This is a genomic window from Alkalihalophilus pseudofirmus (genome assembly GCF_029094545.1).
Taxonomy (GTDB): Bacteria; Bacillota; Bacilli; order Bacillales; family Bacillaceae_D; genus Alkalihalophilus; species Alkalihalophilus pseudofirmus.
This window is the reverse complement of sequence record NZ_CP117835.1, coordinates 1,255,652-1,275,389: the sequence shown is the minus strand read 5'-3', so window position 1 is coordinate 1,275,389 and position 19,738 is coordinate 1,255,652. Positions and strand designations below refer to the sequence as shown.

Annotated in this window: 22 protein-coding genes; 9 read left to right on the top strand and 13 right to left on the bottom strand. The window is 40.3% G+C overall.

Annotation, left to right across the window (positions count from 1 at the left end):
* The first annotated feature begins 202 nt into the window (after positions 1-202).
* A complete protein-coding gene (locus tag PQ478_RS06600) occupies positions 203-1,057 on the top strand; it encodes an ion transporter (protein ID WP_012958300.1) in 855 nt (284 codons plus the stop codon).
* 50 nt (positions 1,058-1,107) lie between these two features.
* Here PQ478_RS06600 and PQ478_RS06595 read toward each other — a convergent pair whose 3' ends face one another.
* Both PQ478_RS06595 and PQ478_RS06590 read right to left on the bottom strand, forming a co-directional pair.
* Positions 1,108-2,478 (bottom strand): aspartate kinase, encoded by a 1,371-nt coding sequence (locus PQ478_RS06595; RefSeq protein WP_289236213.1) that lies wholly within the window; start codon positions 2,476-2,478, stop codon positions 1,108-1,110.
* A 377-nt stretch (positions 2,479-2,855) separates the two neighbouring features.
* Complete coding sequence (locus PQ478_RS06590; RefSeq protein ID WP_289236212.1) at positions 2,856-3,140, bottom strand: hypothetical protein; 285 nt, start codon at positions 3,138-3,140, stop codon at positions 2,856-2,858.
* Between the two features lie 207 nt (positions 3,141-3,347).
* Between PQ478_RS06590 and folE2 the strand changes: the two genes are divergently transcribed.
* Complete coding sequence (gene folE2, locus PQ478_RS06585) at positions 3,348-4,238, top strand: GTP cyclohydrolase FolE2 (protein ID WP_175585185.1); 891 nt, start codon at positions 3,348-3,350, stop codon at positions 4,236-4,238.
* Positions 4,239-4,271: 33 nt separating this feature from the next.
* Here folE2 and PQ478_RS06580 read toward each other — a convergent pair whose 3' ends face one another.
* The 3 genes from PQ478_RS06580 to cobA are packed head-to-tail and all read right to left on the bottom strand — an operon-like array spanning position 4,272 to position 7,203.
* Complete coding sequence (locus PQ478_RS06580; RefSeq protein ID WP_075683450.1) at positions 4,272-4,889, bottom strand: NAD(P)-dependent oxidoreductase; 618 nt, start codon at positions 4,887-4,889, stop codon at positions 4,272-4,274.
* On the bottom strand, positions 4,886-5,725 hold the full coding sequence (locus PQ478_RS06575; protein WP_289236211.1) for a sirohydrochlorin chelatase: 840 nt from the start codon (positions 5,723-5,725) through the stop codon (positions 4,886-4,888). Before PQ478_RS06575 ends, PQ478_RS06580 begins: the two co-directional genes overlap by 4 nt.
* Positions 5,725-7,203, bottom strand: a complete 1,479-nt coding sequence (gene cobA, locus PQ478_RS06570; protein ID WP_289236210.1) for a uroporphyrinogen-III C-methyltransferase — start codon at positions 7,201-7,203, stop codon at positions 5,725-5,727. Before cobA ends, PQ478_RS06575 begins: the two co-directional genes overlap by 1 nt.
* A 248-nt stretch (positions 7,204-7,451) precedes the next feature.
* Here cobA and PQ478_RS06565 point away from each other — a divergent pair, with 248 nt between their 5' ends.
* The 4 genes from PQ478_RS06565 (at position 7,452) to PQ478_RS06550 (ending at position 11,077) form a co-directional block, all read left to right on the top strand.
* Positions 7,452-7,754, top strand: coding sequence for a MerR family transcriptional regulator (locus PQ478_RS06565; protein WP_075683447.1), 303 nt, complete (start codon positions 7,452-7,454; stop codon positions 7,752-7,754).
* Between the two features lie 113 nt (positions 7,755-7,867).
* The gene (locus PQ478_RS06560; RefSeq protein WP_075683446.1) at positions 7,868-8,683 is read left to right on the top strand and encodes a divergent polysaccharide deacetylase family protein; all 816 of its coding nucleotides are present in this window, start codon (positions 7,868-7,870) and stop codon (positions 8,681-8,683) included.
* Between the two features lie 40 nt (positions 8,684-8,723).
* Positions 8,724-9,302, top strand: a complete 579-nt coding sequence (locus tag PQ478_RS06555) for a GNAT family N-acetyltransferase (RefSeq protein ID WP_083633523.1) — start codon at positions 8,724-8,726, stop codon at positions 9,300-9,302.
* The gene (locus tag PQ478_RS06550) at positions 9,302-11,077 is read left to right on the top strand and encodes a S8 family peptidase (protein ID WP_289236209.1); all 1,776 of its coding nucleotides are present in this window, start codon (positions 9,302-9,304) and stop codon (positions 11,075-11,077) included. Before PQ478_RS06555 ends, PQ478_RS06550 begins: the two co-directional genes overlap by 1 nt.
* 61 nt (positions 11,078-11,138) lie before the next feature.
* Here the strand turns inward: PQ478_RS06550 and cysC are convergent, their stop codons facing one another.
* The 7 genes from cysC to PQ478_RS06515 form a co-directional block, all read right to left on the bottom strand.
* The gene (gene cysC, locus PQ478_RS06545) at positions 11,139-11,744 is read right to left on the bottom strand and encodes an adenylyl-sulfate kinase (protein ID WP_289236208.1); all 606 of its coding nucleotides are present in this window, start codon (positions 11,742-11,744) and stop codon (positions 11,139-11,141) included.
* A 67-nt stretch (positions 11,745-11,811) separates the two neighbouring features.
* The gene (gene cysP / locus PQ478_RS06540; protein WP_289236207.1) at positions 11,812-12,888 is read right to left on the bottom strand and encodes a sulfate permease; all 1,077 of its coding nucleotides are present in this window, start codon (positions 12,886-12,888) and stop codon (positions 11,812-11,814) included.
* A 132-nt stretch (positions 12,889-13,020) separates the two neighbouring features.
* On the bottom strand, positions 13,021-14,166 hold the full coding sequence (sat, locus tag PQ478_RS06535; protein WP_289236206.1) for a sulfate adenylyltransferase: 1,146 nt from the start codon (positions 14,164-14,166) through the stop codon (positions 13,021-13,023).
* A gap of 19 nt (positions 14,167-14,185) precedes the next feature.
* Complete coding sequence (locus PQ478_RS06530; protein ID WP_289236205.1) at positions 14,186-14,914, bottom strand: phosphoadenylyl-sulfate reductase; 729 nt, start codon at positions 14,912-14,914, stop codon at positions 14,186-14,188.
* Between the two features lie 86 nt (positions 14,915-15,000).
* Positions 15,001-15,144: a YezD family protein gene (locus PQ478_RS06525; protein ID WP_012958285.1), complete on the bottom strand. Its 144-nt coding sequence runs from the start codon at positions 15,142-15,144 to the stop codon at positions 15,001-15,003.
* Positions 15,145-15,353: 209 nt separating this feature from the next.
* On the bottom strand, positions 15,354-16,157 hold the full coding sequence (locus tag PQ478_RS06520) for a DUF4097 family beta strand repeat-containing protein (protein ID WP_289236204.1): 804 nt from the start codon (positions 16,155-16,157) through the stop codon (positions 15,354-15,356).
* Between the two features lie 175 nt (positions 16,158-16,332).
* Positions 16,333-16,584 (bottom strand): hypothetical protein, encoded by a 252-nt coding sequence (locus tag PQ478_RS06515; RefSeq protein WP_012958283.1) that lies wholly within the window; start codon positions 16,582-16,584, stop codon positions 16,333-16,335.
* A gap of 160 nt (positions 16,585-16,744) precedes the next feature.
* On the opposite strand from PQ478_RS06515, the gene cbpB reads away from it, so the two are divergent.
* Together cbpB and namA are read left to right on the top strand one after the other, a co-directional pair.
* Complete coding sequence (gene cbpB / locus PQ478_RS06510; protein ID WP_075683439.1) at positions 16,745-17,194, top strand: cyclic-di-AMP-binding protein CbpB; 450 nt, start codon at positions 16,745-16,747, stop codon at positions 17,192-17,194.
* Between the two features lie 51 nt (positions 17,195-17,245).
* Positions 17,246-18,265 (top strand): NADPH dehydrogenase NamA, encoded by a 1,020-nt coding sequence (gene namA, locus PQ478_RS06505; protein WP_289236203.1) that lies wholly within the window; start codon positions 17,246-17,248, stop codon positions 18,263-18,265.
* Positions 18,266-18,569: 304 nt separating this feature from the next.
* Here namA and PQ478_RS06500 read toward each other — a convergent pair whose 3' ends face one another.
* Complete coding sequence (locus PQ478_RS06500) at positions 18,570-19,004, bottom strand: SRPBCC family protein (protein ID WP_289236202.1); 435 nt, start codon at positions 19,002-19,004, stop codon at positions 18,570-18,572.
* A gap of 88 nt (positions 19,005-19,092) precedes the next feature.
* On the opposite strand from PQ478_RS06500, the gene PQ478_RS06495 reads away from it, so the two are divergent.
* Positions 19,093-19,704, top strand: coding sequence for a CPBP family intramembrane glutamic endopeptidase (locus PQ478_RS06495; protein ID WP_289236201.1), 612 nt, complete (start codon positions 19,093-19,095; stop codon positions 19,702-19,704).
* Positions 19,705-19,738 lie beyond the last annotated feature (34 nt).

Genomic DNA, 19,738 nt, shown 5'->3' with positions numbered 1-19,738 from the left:
TAGCAGAATAAATCCGAATGACGAAATAATTTACCTCGCTTTCGAAGTGGTTATTTCGATTTCGGTTTTCAATTACTGCTGAAGGGATTGCACATATATAAAAAGAAACGTCAGCTTGTCTTGTTGACTTCTTATCTAGTAAAATAGGAAAGTGTGCATATCGAAATAGCAGAATAAAATGCAAGAAGGAGTTATTATGTAAATGGAAAACAATCCAGCCGAACAACAAGTTCCACCATTAGTAGCCTTAGCTCAGCGTATCGTCTTTCATAAGGCCTTTACCCCAACTATTATTACCTTGATTATCATTAATGCCATTATTGTAGGCCTTGAAACATATCCTACTGTTTATCAAGGTTATAATGATTGGTTCTACGCAGCAGATTTAGCCTTACTTTGGATATTTACAATTGAGATTACACTGCGTTTTATCGCAGCGAGACCGACTAAATCTTTTTTTAAAAGCAGCTGGAACTGGTTTGATTTATTAATCGTTCTTGCCGGTCATGTCTTTGCCGGTGCTCATTTTGTAACGGTTCTTCGTATCCTGCGCGTTCTTCGCGTATTACGTGCCATTTCTGTCATTCCTTCTCTGCGTCGTTTAGTCGATGCTTTGCTGATGACCATCCCGGCTTTAGGAAACATTATGATCCTGATGGGAATTATTTTCTATATTTTTGCTGTGATTGGAACGATGTTATTTGCTTCTGTAGCACCTGAGTACTTTGGTAACTTACAGCTTTCTTTATTAACATTATTCCAAGTTGTTACACTTGAATCTTGGGCAAGCGGTGTCATGAGGCCGATTTTTGCAGAGGTTTGGTGGTCTTGGATTTATTTTGTCATCTTTATTTTAGTAGGGACATTTATTGTCTTTAACTTATTTATCGGTGTTATCGTTAATAACGTTGAAAAAGCAAACGAAGAAGAACTCAAATCAGAATTAGATGATAAAGAGGCAGATACAAAAGAAGAGCTTGCTTCTCTGCGTAATGAAGTAGCAGAGATGAAAGACCTCATTAAACAAATGCATAAACAGCAAACAAAAAAAGGGTAACAAAAAGGAGCTGACTAAAGACAGCTCCTTTTTTGTGTGCGTATTACCATTTATTGAACGACTTCAACTGCAGCACCGAAAAATTCAGCATACAGTTCTCGTACTGCACGGTCTGTATCTTTTTCATGAATCCCAATAACTAAGCTCACTTCAGAAGATCCTTGGTTAATCATCTCAATATTCACATTAGCACGGGCCAGAGCAGCAGTCATACGAGCTGACACGCCAACTGTATTGTGCATCCCTTCTCCGACAATCATAATCATTGCAAAATCCTTTTCAATATACACATCATCTGCCCCAAGTTCCATTCTGATACGTTCAACGATCCGCTCTTCAATCTCATGAGTTAACTGACATTGTCTCAGAATGACAGATGTATCGTCAATTCCCGATGGAATATGTTCATAGGACAAGCCTTCATCTTCAATAATTTGCAGAAGCCTTCGTCCAAAGCCCACTTCTCTATTCATTAAGTATTTACGAACGTAAATGGTTGAAAAGCCTTCATCTGCCGCAATTCCAATTACAGGATTTAGAAAATATTCTCGTTCGGCGATAATCATCGTTCCAGAGGAAGATGGATTGTTGGTATTTTTCACACAAACAGGAATTCCTTTTCTGAATGCAGGAATTAAGGCTTCATCATGGAAAACTGAAAATCCGGCATACGAGAGCTCGCGCATTTCTCGATATGTCATTTTCTTGATTTTCACAGGTTCTGAAACGACATTTGGGTTCGCTGCAAAAACAGAATCTACGTCTGTAAAATTCTCATATAAGTCAGCTTCCACACCGGCCGCTAAGATCGAACCAGTAATATCAGATCCGCCTCGTGGGAACGTTACAAGAGTCCCTTCTTTTGAGTAGCCAAAGAAACCTGGGAAAACAATGATTTCATCAGTGTTACGCAGCTCTTTTAAATGATCGTAAGCTTCTAGAAGCACTTGAGCATTTCCAGGCTCATCACTTACTAATAAACCTGCATCTTTAGGATTAACATATTTTGCAGGTAAGCCCACACTTTGTAAGTATGACGCAATTAATTTAGCATTATTATCCTCGCCGCTAGCTTTAATTAAGTCCATAAATGACCCAGGACGATTCCTGTCAAATGTTAACCTCTCACGGAGATCAGCTTCGATTGTGGCAATAATACTGCCCCCTAAACCAAGACCCTCGGCAATGGAAGCATAGCGTTCTACAACGGCTTGTAGGGCTAATTCTACCTCGCCATTCGACAGGTATGTTTCACCTAAATGAATAAGTAAATCTGTAACTTTCGTGTCGCTGCTATCTCTTTTTCCAGGTGCAGAAACGACAACAATTTTCCGCTCAGAATCCTCTGATACAATTGCTGCTACTTTTTTGATTTGTTCTGCACTAGCTACGGAACTTCCCCCAAATTTAGCTACCTTCATCTTGTCACTCCAGCTCCTTACTTCTCTCGTTTTCTCTATTTATCTAATTATTTGAACATTCTAACTATAGCACAATGATATCGTTGCCGCAAAGTGAATCTATCCTACTCATCCCGCATACCAAACGCTTAACTTAGCTTACCTCGCCTCACCCGTCTAGTTCATTCATTTTACGCCATTCATTGCCCAATTCTCCCAAATGCTCAAAGTGGAGAAGCATTATTGAGTATGGTTAAGCACATATAAAGGATATTTTATGTTCATTTCATTATATTATGTCTCCCCTTCTTTCACTAGCTCTTTGCGAATTATGTAACAGCTGGAATAAATGAAAAGAAACAAAAAAATCCCCGCGCATTTTCATGCGGGGGGTCAGCTTATCTGAACCACGAGAGCAATACTGGCATTTTCTCACTTTTAAGTGCTTCAGCCGTGCAAGATGATTCAGAATCATATCCTAGATCAACTGCATAGCCATATGTAACCTCTTCAAGATTGTTGGTTAATTCAGCTTGATCAAAACACTCTGGTGCACTGTAAACTTTCTTTGTGTGATCAACAATTACTCTCTCATCATTAGGTTGAACGGTTGTTTGAATCGTTAACCCAAGCACTACTAAAACTAGCGCAACTGCTATTAAAATACCCGTTCCTTTTTTCAAGTATGCTCACTTCCTTGTCTACATTTCCTTTTGTAGTGTAATATGAGGGAGCAGCGCATGCAACCTTTACAACTTGTATAAGTAATTTTTAACTATATCGAATCAAGTTGTTTTCTGCTTGGAACAAAATATGGTATGATAATTTCGTATTTCTTATGTAATTTACTCTACTTATAGATTATGTTAGAGGATAAATCAGGAGTGATGATGATGAATAGACAATTGCCGCCTAAAGCTGAAAGGCACCGTCATTTCGGCTCAGTGGAACCAATTGAAGGAACAAAGCCTAAAGAAAAAGATCAGATGCCAGATCTTCAAAATAAACCAGATGACTATTATTTCCCTATTCAAAAAGTAGGTATTTCAAAGGTCAAGTATCCTGTGATGATTGAATCGGCCCTAGCACCAACAACTCAAACGACTACAGCCGAATTTGCCATGACGACAAGCTTAGATGCAGAATTCAAAGGGATTAACATGAGCCGTTTAACAGAACAGCTCCATATGTATTTCCAAACTCATCTTCTTTCAATTGAAACGCTGCGTGAGTTTGCTGCCATCTTAGCTCGTGAAATGAAACAAAAAGCATCTGATGTAAAGGTTACATTCCCTTGGTTCTTTACTAAATCAAGCCCTTCTATGAAGAAAGAAGGAATGGCTCACGCAGATGTAACATTTGATGTTAGCTTTAATGAAGAAACAGGTTACACATCAAAGATTACTTTAGTTGCTGCTGTAACTACTTTATGTCCTTGTTCAAAAGAAATTAGTGAGTACAGTGCGCACAACCAGCGCGGCTTTGTAACGATGAGTGCTGTGGTGGATGACGTGGAAGATATTGATTGGAAGCAAGCGCTGCTTGAAGCAGCAGAAAGTAATGCCAGCTCCATTCTTTACCCTGTATTAAAGAGACCTGATGAAAAAGCTGTTACAGAACATGCATATGAGAATCCTCGTTTTGTAGAAGATCTTGTTCGCCTTGTAGCTAGTGATCTTTATGAAAATGAAGCGATTCGTTCATTTGAAATTGAGTGCCGTAATGAAGAATCGATTCACCAGCATGATGCAATCGCACAGCTTTCTTTCTCTAAAGAATAACAAACAGCCTGATCCTATCCGGATCAGGCTTCTTTATTTCATGCTTGATTTCTTTACTTTAATCAGAAGCTTCTCTTCACGCTCTTTATCGTTAAGCCAATTAGGATGAACCATTTGAGTAAGCAGATCTTTTTTATCAACTGAATTTAAAGACGCGCTTTTAATCTGATCTCTTGCCCATTTTAAAAATAAGAGCTGATCTTCAATATCAACTGGCAATTGGTTTTCGATTTGTTTTGAGAGCTCTTTAGCATAGAACGGACTTGCCCCATTTGTTGAAACTGTAATCGTTAAATCCCCTTTTTGTAAAGTGTGAGGAAAGTGGATATCACTTTTTACTTGATTTGAGGCATTATAGACCCATTGTCTAGCTTCCCGGTTATGATAAAGCGCCTCATTTAATTCTTGATCATTGGTAGCTAGAATGAGCAGGTCAGATGAGAACGATTCATTCGGCTTAACTTCACGTTTTTCAAAGCTCACTTCACCTGCTCTAACTAGGTCTTCGATTTCTGCAATAATATCTGGCGAAATAAGATGAATGGCTGCTCTTTGAAGCCGAAGCTTCTTTATTTGGCGGCACGCCACTCTTCCCCCTCCAACTACCGTTACTTCCCGTCCCTCAAGGTCCATCATCACAGGAAGATTCATTCAGGGGTCACCTGCTTTTTTTCTTCTGCTTCTATTCGATAAACACATAAATCACAATTCACCCTCACCTGATTAGCTAACACTTCTTCTACCCTCTTGACCAACACTTCTTTCATATCATTATCAAACCCTAAATAAGGGCATAAAATCGATTCTATTCCGGTTTCAAGCGACCACTGGTCTAATTTTTTTTGAAGTCCTTTCATTAAGACACCGGTGAAAAGAAGATAAGGAAGAACGAATACTTTTTTATAAGGTGATCTAGTAATTTTCTCCAAACCTTGATCGACAGATGGTCTTGTTGCCGCGATATAACATACCTCTATCTCACTTACCGGAGCTTCCTCCCATAAAAGTCTAGAGATTTTCATTAAATCGCTGTTTGCATCAGGATCACTGCTGCCCCGTCCTACAAGCAGAACACTTACCTCTTCACGCTCCTCATCTGTTGGTCTGCCTTCAACACTTATTAAACCTTTGTATTCAAGTCTCTTCTTTAAAATTGAGATTAAAGTTGATTCCACTCCAAACGGGCGGCCGTAAGAAAACTGTACGTTAGGATATTGTGCTTTTGCGCGGTCGATTTCTCTTGGAATATCAAATTTCGCATGATTGGCCGTTAGCAGCAAAACAGGAATGACCGCAATGTCTGTTGCCCCTTTTTCAATACATGTTTTAATTCCTTGGTCGATCGACGGTTCGGCAAGTTCAATAAAACTATGCTCCTGAATAGGAACCTCGGGAAACCGCAGCTTTACTTGGTTAATAAATGCGATTAATTCTTCATTTCCAGCCCTCACCCGGCTTCCGTGACCTACATATAAAATGGCTTTCACTATTTAACCACCTCTGTTATGTTCGATTGTATTAGAGCTTTAATGAGTGCTTCTTTTGTAGGAGATTCTAACACGACATCTACTTTATAACCAGCAGAAAGAGCTGCCTTCTCTGACATTGAACCAAAACAAATCACTTTGACTGTTTCGTTAATCTCCTCTATGCTCCAGCCCATTTTCATAAACCGATCGCTGACGGTTTGTACAGACTGAGCACTTGGGAAGACAATGGTTTGAATACGCCCTTCATCTTTTAGTCTTTCACAGGTAACATCTGTAGACGAGACAACCAAATCGTGATGGGTAATAACATATTCGTGTGGACCCCATGTGTCAGTTAATAAGATTTTGTCATTTGCTGAATGTGCATTCCCTAGCAACAGAACCTTAGAACACCCATCCTTTACCTTAGATAATTCACTTGTAAAACAACCGTACTTCTCTAAAGCCCTCTCTGATTTTTTTGACCGCACATGAAATGCAGCCCTTATATCCCGTAGATCCACCTTATCTGCTCTCAACCAATTAAAAAAGATTTCAACACTTTCAGGCGATAAAAAGACAATTTGATCAAAGTCCCTAAAATCTGCTTGCGGTTTTTCAGCTGTCCTAGAATACATACGTGGAAATTCGAATACTTCAGCTCCTAGTTCTTCTAACTCATGAGCAATCGCACCTTGGCTTCCTGAAGTTCTGCCTAATAAGATATGTTGACCAAATAGTGGTTTACGCTCAAACCAGCTTGGTTCTTTTCTTATGTTGGCCACATCACCAACTAAAGTGATCGCAGGGTTCGTCAAGTTTGATTTGCTTACTTCTTCTGCAATCGTTTCAAGTGTCCCGCTCACGGTTTTTTGACTGCCTAACGTTCCCCATTGAATCAAAATAACAGGTGTTTCTTTTGGCTTACCGTGCAGAGTTAGTTGATTAGCTATATAACCGAGGTTTTTCACTCCCATATAAAAGGCAATTGTATCGCTCCCTCTTGCAAGTGCTTGCCAGTCGATTAAAGGCTCTCCTTTTTCAGACTTGTCATGGCCCGTTACGACGGTAAACGATGCACTGTGATTCCGATGCGTCACAGGAATACCAGCATATGTTGCCGCTCCAATTCCAGCTGTGATCCCCGGAACGATTTCATAAGGAACGCCAGCTTCATCTAAAGCATGAGCCTCTTCCCCCACTCGACCAAACACACTTGGGTCACCGCCTTTAAGCCTGACGACAATTTTGCCTTCAGTCCCATACTGAACGAGCTTTTCATTTATGGCCTCTTGTCTCAATAAGTGCCGCTTAGGTAACTTCCCGCAATAAATATGCTCACAGTCCGGCTTCGTCCATTCAAGCAATAATGGATTCACCAGCCGGTCGTAGAGAACAACATCTGCCATCTCAACACATCTTCTAGCTTTCAATGTCATGAGCTGCAAATCCCCAGGACCTGCCCCAACTAAATACACATACCCTCCATTGTTCATCTCTTCATCTCCTCTTAACTTTTCACATCTATTATTCCGAGTTAATTTATAAGTTTTATAAAGTATAACGTAATTTTCAGAAAATGTACATTCACTATTTAATATGATCGTTCAATCGAAAATTTGTCAGAAAATCTAACAAACCCTCTCACCTACCCCTTGTCCATGTGATATAGTATGACAAAAGGTCAGAACATTCTCACTTTAAAACAGATAAATAATCTCCATCAAAGAGGTGTTTCTTGGTTATGTCTTATAAAGATAAGAAAGTGATTACAATTGGGATAGTAAGTGAACTAACTGGATTAAGCGAGAGGAAGATCCGCTATTATGAAGAAAGAAAATTAATTTACCCTGAAAGAACAAAAGGTGGTACACGCAAGTATTCATTTATAGATGTCGAACGCCTAATTGACATTGCAAATAAAATGGAAGATGGGATGCAGACGTTCGAAATAAGAAGACAAGAACAAAAGATGATGAAGAAGAAAGAAGTTCGCGACAAAATGCTTCGTGGTCAATTAAATGCAGCGTTTAATATAAGAAAATAACTCATGCCAGGTCCAAAGCCTGCGCATGAGTTTTTTTGTGCTGAATGGATTCATAGAATAAGCTTCGAAACGGAACACTATCTCTACACCTATTATAAATGAGGAGTGATCTCATGAAGGCTTACCCTTCCTTCTTTTCTTTAGTAATGGTTTTATCTCTTTCTATAACTTCTGTTATATTCTGCACTCCTTTCACGGCTAAAGCGGACGAATGGAAAAAAGTAGCGATAGTGATTGATGACTTTGGAGGAAATGTTAAAGGAGTAGAATCTTTTTTAAAAGGTGATATACCTATTACAGCGGCCGTTATGCCATTTCTTGAATACTCAACTGAGCAAGCGGAAGAGGCTCATCACGCTGGACTTGAAGTAATCATCCACCTCCCTCTTGAACCTAAAAAAGGAAAAGCTTCATGGCTTGGTCCTAAAGGAATTACAAGCGACCTCTCTAATGAAGAAGTACGAAAACGCGTTGAAGAAGCGATTGACGATGTTCCCCATGCAGTTGGTCTAAATAATCATATGGGCAGCAAAATTGTAGAAGACCGGCGGATTATGGGCGTTATTTTGGATGTGGTAAAAGAGCACGGCTTGTATGTAATCGATAGCGGGACGAGTAATAAATCTGTGATATCTGAGCTCGCTGAAGAACGTCGTATCCCTTATTCAGTACGAGATGTATTTCTAGACGATTCTCTATCTTCGCGATCCCATGTGGCAAAGCAAATGAGGCTGTTACAAAAAGTGGCTGCAGTTGAAGGTGATGCGATAGGAATTGGTCATGTCGGTGTAAAAGGAGAAGAAACAGCAGCAGGCATCTTATCCTCGCTTCGTGACCTTGAGAAAAATAAAGTCCAAATTGTCCCTGCTTCACACATTATAGAGAGTGTAATCGAACAAGACCCTAATTACTTTTGGACACCTAATTAATTAAGTTAAGCAATAAAGAAACATTAAGGAGGAAAGATGTATGGTGGTAGCCCAAGAACCATTGATTATGACCTTTACCGCAAAAGATGATACCGATGTTACATTACGCCCCGTTCAAAAAAGCGATGCATATGACATTATTACTTCTGTTGCATCCATTATTAAAGAAGGCACCTATATTCAAAAAGAGCGCCCTCGTACATTAGATGAAGAACATCAATTCATTGAAGAAATGAAAGCGAACGATAATATGTATATCGTTGTCGAAGTGAATGGTGCAGCCAGAGGGATTGCAAGAGTCGTCAGAGGCGAACTTGAAATGAAGAAACATACTGGCTTGTTTCGAACCTGGCTGCATGAAGATGCTCAAGGAAAAGGGATTGGCAAGAAGGTTATGGAGTATACCTTTGAGTGGTGTCGAATGCATAACTTGCACAAGCTGTGTCTCACTGTATTTGCATCTAATGAAATTGCCATCACCCTTTATAAAAAATACGGGTTTGTTATAGAAGGAACACAAAAAGAGCAAGCTTACTTAAACGGGCAATATGACGATGAATTATTTATGGCTTATTTCTTTAATGATCAAAAAAACAACATGACAAAGGAGCAAGGATAATGTGGAGAATGGCAAAAACCGTTGCTATTGTTGCTGTAGTGGGTTTAGCTTTAGCAATGATAGGACGTGCTCTAATTGATGATAACCAAATCGCAATTCAATCAAAAGAGATCCCAAAGAAATTAGAAACGAATGCAATGGACCAATTAATGGCGCAAGATCTAGCATTGACCACGTCCATGTTTTTAAAACAACTATCATCTCAGCTCCAGCGCTGGGGAGATGCTGATTTAACGGACTCAGAAATACAAAAACGCTTTAGTGAAGAAGTGCAGGAACATCCTCATTTTAATGGATTTGCCCTTCTAAAAGATGATCAGCCTGAAATCATAGTCGGAGACATGTCGACTTCTAATTCCAATTTACTCACACATCATCATATGAATAGTGAGTTCTCAGACCCGTATGAACAAGACGGCAAAATGTATATGTTAATGGGTGAAAAAAGCGAAGGCGGACATACGATTCTTGGAGAAGTAGATCTTTCCTTTGTTAAAGCATTTATTCGTAATACTGCTGCTGTAGCAGACTCAAACGGTAACTTCTTCGTTTCAGGTGATAACCCTAACATCGATTGGAAAACCACGGCTGATTTACCAGAATCGATTAAGGCAGAAACGGTGCCAGAATTAGGTTGGCAGATCGCGGTTCAATCCGAACAGCCAGATAAAGAAAAATTAACTTACGTGGAACATCAAGCAGTAATCAAATTCAAGCGTCCGCAAAATAATACGGCTTGGTTTACAGATAATCAAGATTTAACTGTCGTAAAGCAGAACGATCCATTTTACGTGGTGAAAAGTGAAACCGAAACGACCGAAGCTTTGATTCAAAGACTTCGCAGAGATTATGATTTGGCATTTGCTGAGCCTAACTATGTATTTACTCAAACAGGCATCACCCCTCAATCCACTGTACCAAATGACGAATTTTTCGCTGATTATCAGTGGAATCTCGAGCAAATCGAAATGAGCGAGGGATGGAATCTTTCTGGTGGTAAAGATGTAACAATTGCCATCCTTGATACAGGAGTAGACCCTGAACATCAAGACTTAAAAGATAAACTTCTTACTGGATTTAATGCTTTTGATGAATCTTCAGACCACTCAGATGCTCATGGTCACGGAACACATGTAGCGGGAGTAGCAGCCGCACTGACAAATAACGTAACCGGCATCGCAGGTGTTTCTTGGCATAGTAAGATCCTCCCTGTTAAAGTGTTAAATGATAACGGAGAAGGGTCGTCATATGAGGTAGCAAAAGGGATTTATTGGGCGGTTGATAACGGGGCAGATGTTATTAATATGAGCCTCGGGGATTACTATCACGCAGATGTGTTACAAGACGCAGTAAGGTATGCGTATGAAAATGACGTGGTCTTAATTGCAGCATCAGGAAATGACAACGTCGAAGACCCAATGTATCCAGCACAGTATGAAGAAGTACTAACTGTAGCTGCAGTCGATGACACTAGAAATCGTGCCTTCTTCTCGAATTACGGACAGCATATTGATGTGGCAGCTCCAGGTGCACATATTCCTAGTTTGTTCCCTAATAATCAGTACACGGTTATGTCTGGAACTTCAATGGCTTCCCCTCATGTAGCTGGACTAGCTGGGCTGATTCGTGCGATGCGTCCAGATTTAAACGTGGAGCAAGTCTATGATGTGATTCGTAATACCGCACGTGACCTCGGAACCGAAGGACATGATGCGTATTACGGACACGGAGAAATTGATGTCGCTAATGCATTAGAATCACTTACAGGAAGATAATCATGACGAAAAAGAAACACGGTGAGCAGCATAATGATGCTCGAACCGTGTTTCTTTCTTCTTAAATAATGCCTCGATCTGCTAAGTACAAAGTAATTTTCTCAACGGACTGCTCAACACTTAAAGAGTCTGAGTCAATCGTCAGCTCTGGATGGTCAGGTTCTTCGTAAGGGGAACTAATTCCTGTAAATTCAGGGATTTCTCCAGTACGTGCTTTTTTGTATAAGCCTTTCGGGTCACGAGATTCACATGTTTCAAGAGAGGCTTTTACATAAATCTCAATAAACTCATCATCCTCAACTAACGCTCGAACATTGTTGCGATCTTCTTTAAAAGGAGAAATGAAGGCTGTGCAGACAATACTGCCAGCATCTACAAATAATTTTGCCACTTCACCAATTCTTCTAATGTTCTCTTTCCGGTCATCATCACTAAACCCCAACCCTTTATTTAAACCATGTCGAACATTATCTCCATCAAGGATATAACTGCTTAATCCACGTTTAAACAATTCCTGTTCAAGCGCATTTGCTAATGTTGATTTTCCAGCTCCAGACAGCCCGGTAAACCACAATATGGCACTGCGATGTCCATTCTTTTTTTGACGTTCTTTTTTTGTAATCGCTGCTTCATGCCAAACGATATTGTTAGTTTTTTGATTAGTCATCCTGTACACCACTCCAATTAATTTGATCTATTTACTATGTTTTAAGGATAAACCAACTGATGATCTATTAGATTCCTCCACCCTCATCATAAGTTGTTCTTCGTTCCGTTTTCACCTGTATATAGAGGCTGATCGAACCAATAGTTGCTAAGAAAACACTAAAGATAACGAAAAACGTATAGTAATCTGCTTGCCTAAACAGTAGAATCAATCCGTAACTCATCACAAGAGAAAATACCGGAGATACTACCCACACTTTGGCAATTTGCTTCAAAATGCCTTTTTGCCACAACTTAAACCCGTTTTTAGCGGTGCCAATTCCTACAATGGCTCCAGTCGTCACTTGAGTAAGTGGCACCGGCAGTCCGAACAATGACGCGACAATGACTAATCCGCCGCCTGTAATGGAAACCGTGCTTCCTTGCAATAGTGAGAGTCTAGTGATCTTCTTTCCGTTTGTCTCAAGCACCTTCCCACCTAAAAGCAGTGCTCCCAAGGCGACAAAAGCCCCTCCAAATAATACAGCTGTCCTCACATCAATCAACCCTGCCCCAACAAGAGGGCCAACTGCATTGGCTACATTATTCATGCCAGCTGCAAATGCTTCTAAGCAGCCGCAGACAATTAATAGAATGACTAATGGCTTTCTCCACTTCCCTTTACCCGTTAAGAGCGGCCACTTTTTTTCCGCTTTATTTACAAGGTGACCGGCTAAGTAGGCAACTATAAACGCGACAACCGGGACAATCACCCAAAATGATACAATGACTAACAATTTATCGAAGTAAAGAGCTTGATAAGCTATCCCCGCCCCAACAATCGCCCCTACTACGACTTCACTTGTTGATAATGGAATACCTAGTAAATTGGCGATAAATAAGGTTAAGCATGCTGATGCTAAAATAATGATTACTAACTCAACATCTACAATATCAGCAGGAATGATGCCGCTGCCGATCGTCCGAACTACTTCACCGCCGGCCAGTGCCCCTAAGAATGCAAATACTCCTACAAGAAGCATCGCAATCCGTTTATTCGGTACAGCGCCGCTGCCATAGGCTGGCCCCATAGCAGCTGCTGTTCCACTTGCTCCAATATTCATTGCGAAGAAAAATGCAATGGCAAACGCTGCAATCGTCAACATGCCTGCTCGCCTACTTTCTTTTTCAATGTGTCATGCAGGATGGTCTAAAACGGTTTGAGGTAAATCTTTCATCGCCTCAGACTATGACGACTGATCATTCCTTGTCATACCACCACTCGTTTCATTCACCTATTAAGCATGAACACTTTTCTGCATGCCTTTAATTAAGACTTCAATGACCTCTTTTCGACTAAACTCAGGCGGTGGAGTGATTCCGTTACTAAGCATTTCACGAACCTTTGTGCCTGAGAGGATAACATGATCTTCTTTCCCATGCGGGCAAGTTTTTGTGGAAGCCATGTTTCCGCATGCCTTGCAATAAAAGCTATGCTCAAAAAATAATGGTGTGATTCCAAGCTCATCTTCAGTAAAGTTTCCAAAAATCAACTGAGCATCATAGGTACCGTAATAATCACCCACACCCGCATGGTCTCTGCCTACGATAAAGTGAGTGCAGCCATAGTTTTTACGAACAAGCGCATGGAATATAGCTTCACGCGGTCCTGCATATCTCATTGCAGCTGGAAATACTGCTAGGAAGACACGGTCTTTTGGATAATATTTATCAAGTAAAACTTCATAACTTTCCATCCTTACATCCGCAGGGATATCGTCAGCCTTTGTATCTCCGACTAAAGGATTCAAAAATAAGCCGTCTACAATTTCTAATGCTGTTTTTTGAATATACTCATGGGCACGGTGTACCGGGTTTCTCGTTTGAAAACCAACGACTTTCTTCCAACCTAGATCTGTAAAGGTTTGACGTGTTTCCACTGGGTCTAAATGATAAGATTGAAAACGTCCTCGTTCTACCCGTTTTACCAATGTAATCGGACCCGCTACATATACATTTGGACGATCTAGGAGCTTAGCTACTCCAGGATGAGCAAGATCTGAGGTACGATAAACCTGCTCTGCCTCTCTTTCTTTATCAGGTTCATAGATTTCCTGAACCTCAATCGCACCGTATACCTCCCCTTCAAACGTTAATTTAACTTTCTCTCCGACCGAAAGCTCACTTGCCTTCTCTTCTGTAACCGGCAATGTAACCGGAATACTCCATACCGTTCCGTCTTTTAATCTCATGTTCTCTACAACAGATAAGTAGTCTTCTTTCCCTAAAAAGCCTGTTAAAGGACTGAACGCTCCAATCCCAATTAGTTCCAGGTCAGATAATGCAAACGAGTCCAGCTCAATTTCCTTTGAGATTGCATCAAGTGCTGTATCCGGTTTATACCGGTTTATTAGAGTTCCGCCATGTGGTTTGATTGTTGACATGATTTATTCCTCCATTAAATTAATTATTTTTTTGTTTGTCACCTAAATGTAAGCCGCATTCCGTTTTGGCCGAGCCTGCCCACCTACCGCTTCTTGGGTCCTCACCAGGTTGAACAGGCTTCGTACAGAATTCACAGCCAATACTCGGAAAATTCTGATCGTGAAGCGTGTTATAAGGCAGCTTATGGAGTTTGATGTACATCCAAATTTCTTCTTCCGTCCAATGAATTAACGGGCAAACTTTAATCGATTGAAAACGTTGATCTTTGTTTATAAACTGCGTATTTGCTCGGGTAGGAGACTGCTCTCGCCTCAATCCTGAAATCCATGCTTGATGTTCGCTTAAAACTGATTCAAGAGGAGTAAGCTTGCGCAGCTGGCAGCATAGATCTGGATTCGTTTTCCATAGCTCATCTCCATGTATTTCCGACTGTTCAACTGGGGTTAAAGACGGCTTCTTTAATTCAATCGTAAGTGTCGGATACTTCTTTTTCACCTGCTCTATCAATTCATACGTTTCTTTAAAATGAAAATCGGTATCCAAAAAGACAATCTTTGCATCCTTTTTAACCTTTGAAATAAGATCAATCAAAACCATACCTTCCGCACCGAAACTGCAGGAGTAGACTAATTCATCCCCAAATGTTTGATAGGCCCACTTTAAAACATCTAAGCTGTCTTTATTTTTCAATTGGTCGTTTAGGCTTTTATAATCCTGTTCATGTAAGGATTGATATGTGACCTCCATTATTGTCCCTCCTTTTAGATGGAAAAAGCGGCATTCAAAAAGGGTTTCCCTTTTGAATGCCGCCTCTAGTTTGTCTAGTCAGCTAGCTATTTCAATCGTTGTTTTTCATTTTTTTCAAGTTGAACAATTTTTCCATCCTGTACCACAATCGTCACTGATCCGTATTGTAAGTTTTTCAGCATGGCTTGTAATCGTTCTGAAAGAAGCTCCCACTCTGTTTGTTTACTCATATTGACCTCCTCTTTTACATTAGGAGAAGTTTAATTCCTTGTAATTTGATATGAATTATTAGTTTAATAGTATTCTATCCATCTATCTCCAAATTGTCAATGATCCTTCTAACTTTTTTGAAAAATTGGGCACTAATTCTCATCCTGAAATTTCCACAAAATAAAAAAGCCGCATTTAGCGACTTTCTATTGATAAATTAATCATTATTTTATTCAGGCGTTTTTACTTCTCCTGTGACACCCTCAATCTCAAAATTACCGCCTTTAGACTCTAATATGGTTACATTTCCATCAATATTATTAATGGCTACATCCCCATTGCCACTCCTTAGAGTAATGTCCCCGTTATGATCAGAAATCGTTACGTCCCCTGAACCAGCTGTAAATAATACCGTTCCATTAGAATCTGAGATAGTGGTAGCCCCTGCATTGATGTTTAGTTGCAGCTGACCTGTGATCCGTTCAAAAGAAGCTGCTCCTGCACCATCTGTCAGCGTAATATCACCGCTAATATCATTCATAGCTAGTGCACCTCGCCCGTGCTGAACCTTGATATCTCCAGATAGGTTTGAGGCTTCAAATCCTCCCTCTTTCTGTCGGTAAACGATTGGAAGGTCCTCTGGCACTTTAATATCTAAATGGATATTTGCTTGCTCTTGATTTGAACCTCTTTTGATGGAAGTAATTAATTTAGCTGCTTCCCCCGCGCTTTCAAGCGATACTGCCGTATTCGCTCGGTAGAAGCTCTCGGCTTCCTCTAACTCTTCACCTAGAACCTCGTATTTCACTTCGACTATAATGTCTTCAAGTCCTTCTTCTCCCGTTATCGTTACTTCTCCTTCTTCATGTACCACCTCAAGCAGCTCATGTTCGGCTAGCGGGAGAGTTAGTGTTTCTTCTTCTACAAATGTGACTAAGTTACAACCGGCAAGCAGAAACCCCGCTGCTATAACGCCAAGAAATGCACTCATTTTTTTCTTCATTTTCCTAATCGCTCCAATCATTCCAATCATCTATACCCTGCTCTCATAATGAATCAGTTGATATCTATGTGAGCTGACTTTTTCAATCGAATATTGAACTCTGCTCTGTATAGTGTAGCCGATTCAGGATAATAAGTCATTATTAAGACTCGGTCTGCAGGGATAATTTGATGCGATTTTTCACGATTTGTTCACGTATTCTTCATCAATCGCGGGAAGGCATTACAGGAAAAGCAATCACTTTGGCAGGAGGTCTGTCTACTCTTTCAATTTCCGTTTTATATCCTTCTTTTTTTCTTTTCATAAAAGTACTTTTAGAGATCGGTCTAGGTGCAGACCAGCTTAATGATTCAATATTGTCCCAACTATCATGCGTAATTAGCTCTCTTTTATAGAAATACTCATTACCTGAAGAGTAAATCTCGCATATGTACCTTACCGTTTGTTTTGTATGCATACATCTCACCTTTTTTATATCTTAGTTTGACCTGAACCGTAGATGCTCATACTTTATAAAAGTGTTTTAATCAGGCAGTTCCGTTGACAATAATCCACCTTCACTTGTAGGATAGAAGAGATGTGATGTTTTCCAAATCTTAGATAAAGAAGTGATTAAGATGATCCAGCATTTAAAAAATAAGCCGCTGTCAGAACCCGAAATTTTCGATATGCTTATTCCCAGTGAAAAAGTGGCTCACGTTCATTTAGCAAACCCGCTAGAACATGCCCTTCTTGTTCTTATTAAATCCGGTTATACTGCGATCCCAGTACTTGATCCTTCCTTTAAATTACATGGATTGATTAGTAAATCATTAATCTTAGATTCACTATTAGGCCTTGAGCAAATTGAAATGGACCGATTGTCTGAAAAAAGCGTCGGTGATGTAATGGATAACGAAGTCCCTACAATCTACATAGATGAAACGTTCGCCAAGGCACTTACCCTTGTCATTAATCACCCTTTTATATGCGTCCTTGATGAAGACGATTCGTTTATTGCCCTATTAACTAGACGTTCAATCTTGGCCTTGGTTAGTAAATACCTGCATCAAGTAGAAGCCAATTAAACAAAGTACTAACTTATAAGTCAGCAGCAAGAGTATAAGGAGATGATGTCGTTGAACCGTATGCTTTTTTCGCCATATAAAATAAAAGACGTTGAAATAAAAAATAGAATTGTCATGTCACCTATGTGCATGTACTCAAGTGATACAAAAGATGGCAAGACACGTCCTTTTCACCTTGCTCATTATGAAGCAAGAGCAATCGGTCAAGCTGGTCTTGTCATGATAGAAGCAACGGCAGTAGATCCTCAAGGCCGTATCTCAGATCAAGACCTCGGAATATGGGAAGATGCTCATGTTGAAGGGTTAAAAGAAGTAGTCGAGCGAATTCAAGCACACGGAGCAAAAGCTGCGATACAGCTTGCTCACGCTGGACGTAAATCAATGGTTGAAGGAGATATTTTTGCCCCTTCAGCTTTAGCTTTTAACGAGGAAATGCGCACTCCTGTTGAGATGACCACGTCTCAAATTGAAGAGACGATTGAAGCCTTTAAACAAGGTGCCGTTCGTGCGCAAGAAGCAGGCTTTGATGTAATTGAGCTGCATGGTGCACACGGGTACTTAATTAATGAATTTCTCTCGCCATTAACAAATAAACGGAACGATGAATATGGCGGTTCACTAGAAGCAAGATACGTCTTCTTGAAAAAAATTGTCGATGAAGTAAAGACGGTTTGGACTGGCCCGCTATTCGTCCGCCTCTCAGCTTGCGAGTATGCTGACGGCGGCAACACGATGGATGATTTCATTCAGCTGTCTGCATGGCTAAAAGAGCAAGGTGTCGATTTAATTGACACAAGCTCTGGTGCTGTCGTACCGGCTGCTATCCCCGTTTACCCTGGCTATCAGGTGAAATTTGCAGAAACAATAAGACGCGAAGCAGGAATTGCAACAGGAGCTGTAGGAATGATTACATCAGGACTGCAAGCAGAAGAAATTTTACGAAACGAACGAGCCGACCTCATCTTTATCGGTCGTGAATTACTCCGAAACCCGTACTGGCCACGCCAGGCAGCACTTGAATTAAATACAAAAATTGAAGCTCCAACCCCATATGAACGAGGCTGGAACTAAGAGAAAAGGCTGCCTATGCGGGCAGCCTTTTGTTTTGATGATTATATGGTTGCGTGCGAGTGTGGTGGGCGATTGGGAGCGATGCGATGTTGGTTGAGAGTGACGCAATAATACTCTGAAAGAATACAATTCAGCATAGCAGTGACGCATTACTAGACTGAATAGGCGCAATAAACATGGATGGGCGCAATTGAGCCGTGAAGCGAAGCATATAGCAGTTGGACCTACGCAATTGCTTAACTAACTGACGCATATAGCAGCTAAAAAGATACAAAAGCAGCCTTAACTGCGGGCTGAAGTAAGATCACAGCCGATTGAAATGGCGGCGAACTGCATCTGCTCTCCCGCGGAACATCCCATGAAGAGCCGGTCTTAGGATAGAAGTTGGCAAGGGTGATTGAATTTCAACCAAGTCCTTCATCACCGTGGAATCCTCTCTTTTTACAAATGAATGTGTATGCCGCCATGATTTAAGAGGATAAGGAAGCTTCACACCCACATCTACGAAATATTCATGAGGCTTCACTTCTTGAATGTATGAATGCCAATCGGCCTTTACAGGTCCGAGCCCCATTTTCATCCGAATTGTATTCCCTTCTCTTGTTTCTGGATCAGAGTGCAATGTAATCGTTGGAAATGAAGTGATTTTAACTAGATTTTCAGCTGTATGAAAAAAAGACCATACCTCTTCGATAGGAGCATCAACTGTCGTTTCATATGTAAAAATATACGTATCCACCTACATCACTCCTTCATTAAGTATGATTTAGTATAATCAATGTAAGCTGAGTATATCAACAAAACTGCTTTTGAAAGAAGGAATGAACTTGAACCACAACATATTAAAGTCTACACCATTTGGTTATGGATTAGCTGTGATTTTTCTTGCCATTAGTTTTTATTGGCAGCCGATTGATTTTTGGGTTTTGTTCCCGTTATCATTATTTATTTTAACCATCTATGCCTTCTCTTGTATCCAAATGGATGTGAGGGCTATCACCTTTAACGGCTGGCTCACAGGTATACTAAGTGGCATTCTGCTTTATTTATTGTTTGCATTTGGTAAATGGATGATCGAGGTTACCGGCCTGCCTTTAATGGAACAGCTCCATGCACTATATACTCTTGTCCAGCCTACTGCTGCCATTCATTATGTATGGTTATTTTTAATTATTATTCCTGGTGAAGAATGGTTTTGGCGCGGATTTATCGTGAAACGGTTTTTAAACCGATATACTCCCCTGAAAGCTGCACTGTTTGGAACGGGGCTGTATGCATTCGCTCATGTATTTGCAGGAAGCATTTTATTAGTGTTAGCAGCTCTCATAGCTGGTTTTATCTGGTCTTATATCTATGTGAAGACACGAAATCTATGGATCGCGATTATTTCTCACTTGGTATTTGATTTATTCTTATTATTGCTGTTCCCGTTGTTATAACATAAGACCTGTGAGTCATTTTCACAGGTCTTTG

Coding starts and splice junctions, on each gene's coding strand:
- cobA (WP_289236210.1), bottom strand. CDS start 7,203: ATGAACAATGGAGGGTATGTGTATTTAGTTGGGGCAGGTCCTGGGGAT.
- PQ478_RS06565 (WP_075683447.1), top strand. CDS start 7,452: ATGTCTTATAAAGATAAGAAAGTGATTACAATTGGGATAGTAAGTGAA.
- PQ478_RS06555 (WP_083633523.1), top strand. CDS start 8,724: ATGGTGGTAGCCCAAGAACCATTGATTATGACCTTTACCGCAAAAGAT.
- PQ478_RS06525 (WP_012958285.1), bottom strand. CDS start 15,144: ATGAGTAAACAAACAGAGTGGGAGCTTCTTTCAGAACGATTACAAGCC.
- cysC (WP_289236208.1), bottom strand. CDS start 11,744: ATGACTAATCAAAAAACTAACAATATCGTTTGGCATGAAGCAGCGATT.
- PQ478_RS06560 (WP_075683446.1), top strand. CDS start 7,868: ATGAAGGCTTACCCTTCCTTCTTTTCTTTAGTAATGGTTTTATCTCTT.
- PQ478_RS06600 (WP_012958300.1), top strand. CDS start 203: ATGGAAAACAATCCAGCCGAACAACAAGTTCCACCATTAGTAGCCTTA.
- cysP (WP_289236207.1), bottom strand. CDS start 12,888: ATGTTGACGATTGCAGCGTTTGCCATTGCATTTTTCTTCGCAATGAAT.
- PQ478_RS06580 (WP_075683450.1), bottom strand. CDS start 4,889: ATGAATCTTCCTGTGATGATGGACCTTGAGGGACGGGAAGTAACGGTA.
- sat (WP_289236206.1), bottom strand. CDS start 14,166: ATGTCAACAATCAAACCACATGGCGGAACTCTAATAAACCGGTATAAA.
- PQ478_RS06530 (WP_289236205.1), bottom strand. CDS start 14,914: ATGGAGGTCACATATCAATCCTTACATGAACAGGATTATAAAAGCCTA.
- PQ478_RS06550 (WP_289236209.1), top strand. CDS start 9,302: ATGTGGAGAATGGCAAAAACCGTTGCTATTGTTGCTGTAGTGGGTTTA.
- cbpB (WP_075683439.1), top strand. CDS start 16,745: ATGATCCAGCATTTAAAAAATAAGCCGCTGTCAGAACCCGAAATTTTC.
- PQ478_RS06520 (WP_289236204.1), bottom strand. CDS start 16,157: ATGATTGGAATGATTGGAGCGATTAGGAAAATGAAGAAAAAAATGAGT.
- PQ478_RS06515 (WP_012958283.1), bottom strand. CDS start 16,584: ATGCATACAAAACAAACGGTAAGGTACATATGCGAGATTTACTCTTCA.
- PQ478_RS06595 (WP_289236213.1), bottom strand. CDS start 2,478: ATGAAGGTAGCTAAATTTGGGGGAAGTTCCGTAGCTAGTGCAGAACAA.
- folE2 (WP_175585185.1), top strand. CDS start 3,348: ATGATGAATAGACAATTGCCGCCTAAAGCTGAAAGGCACCGTCATTTC.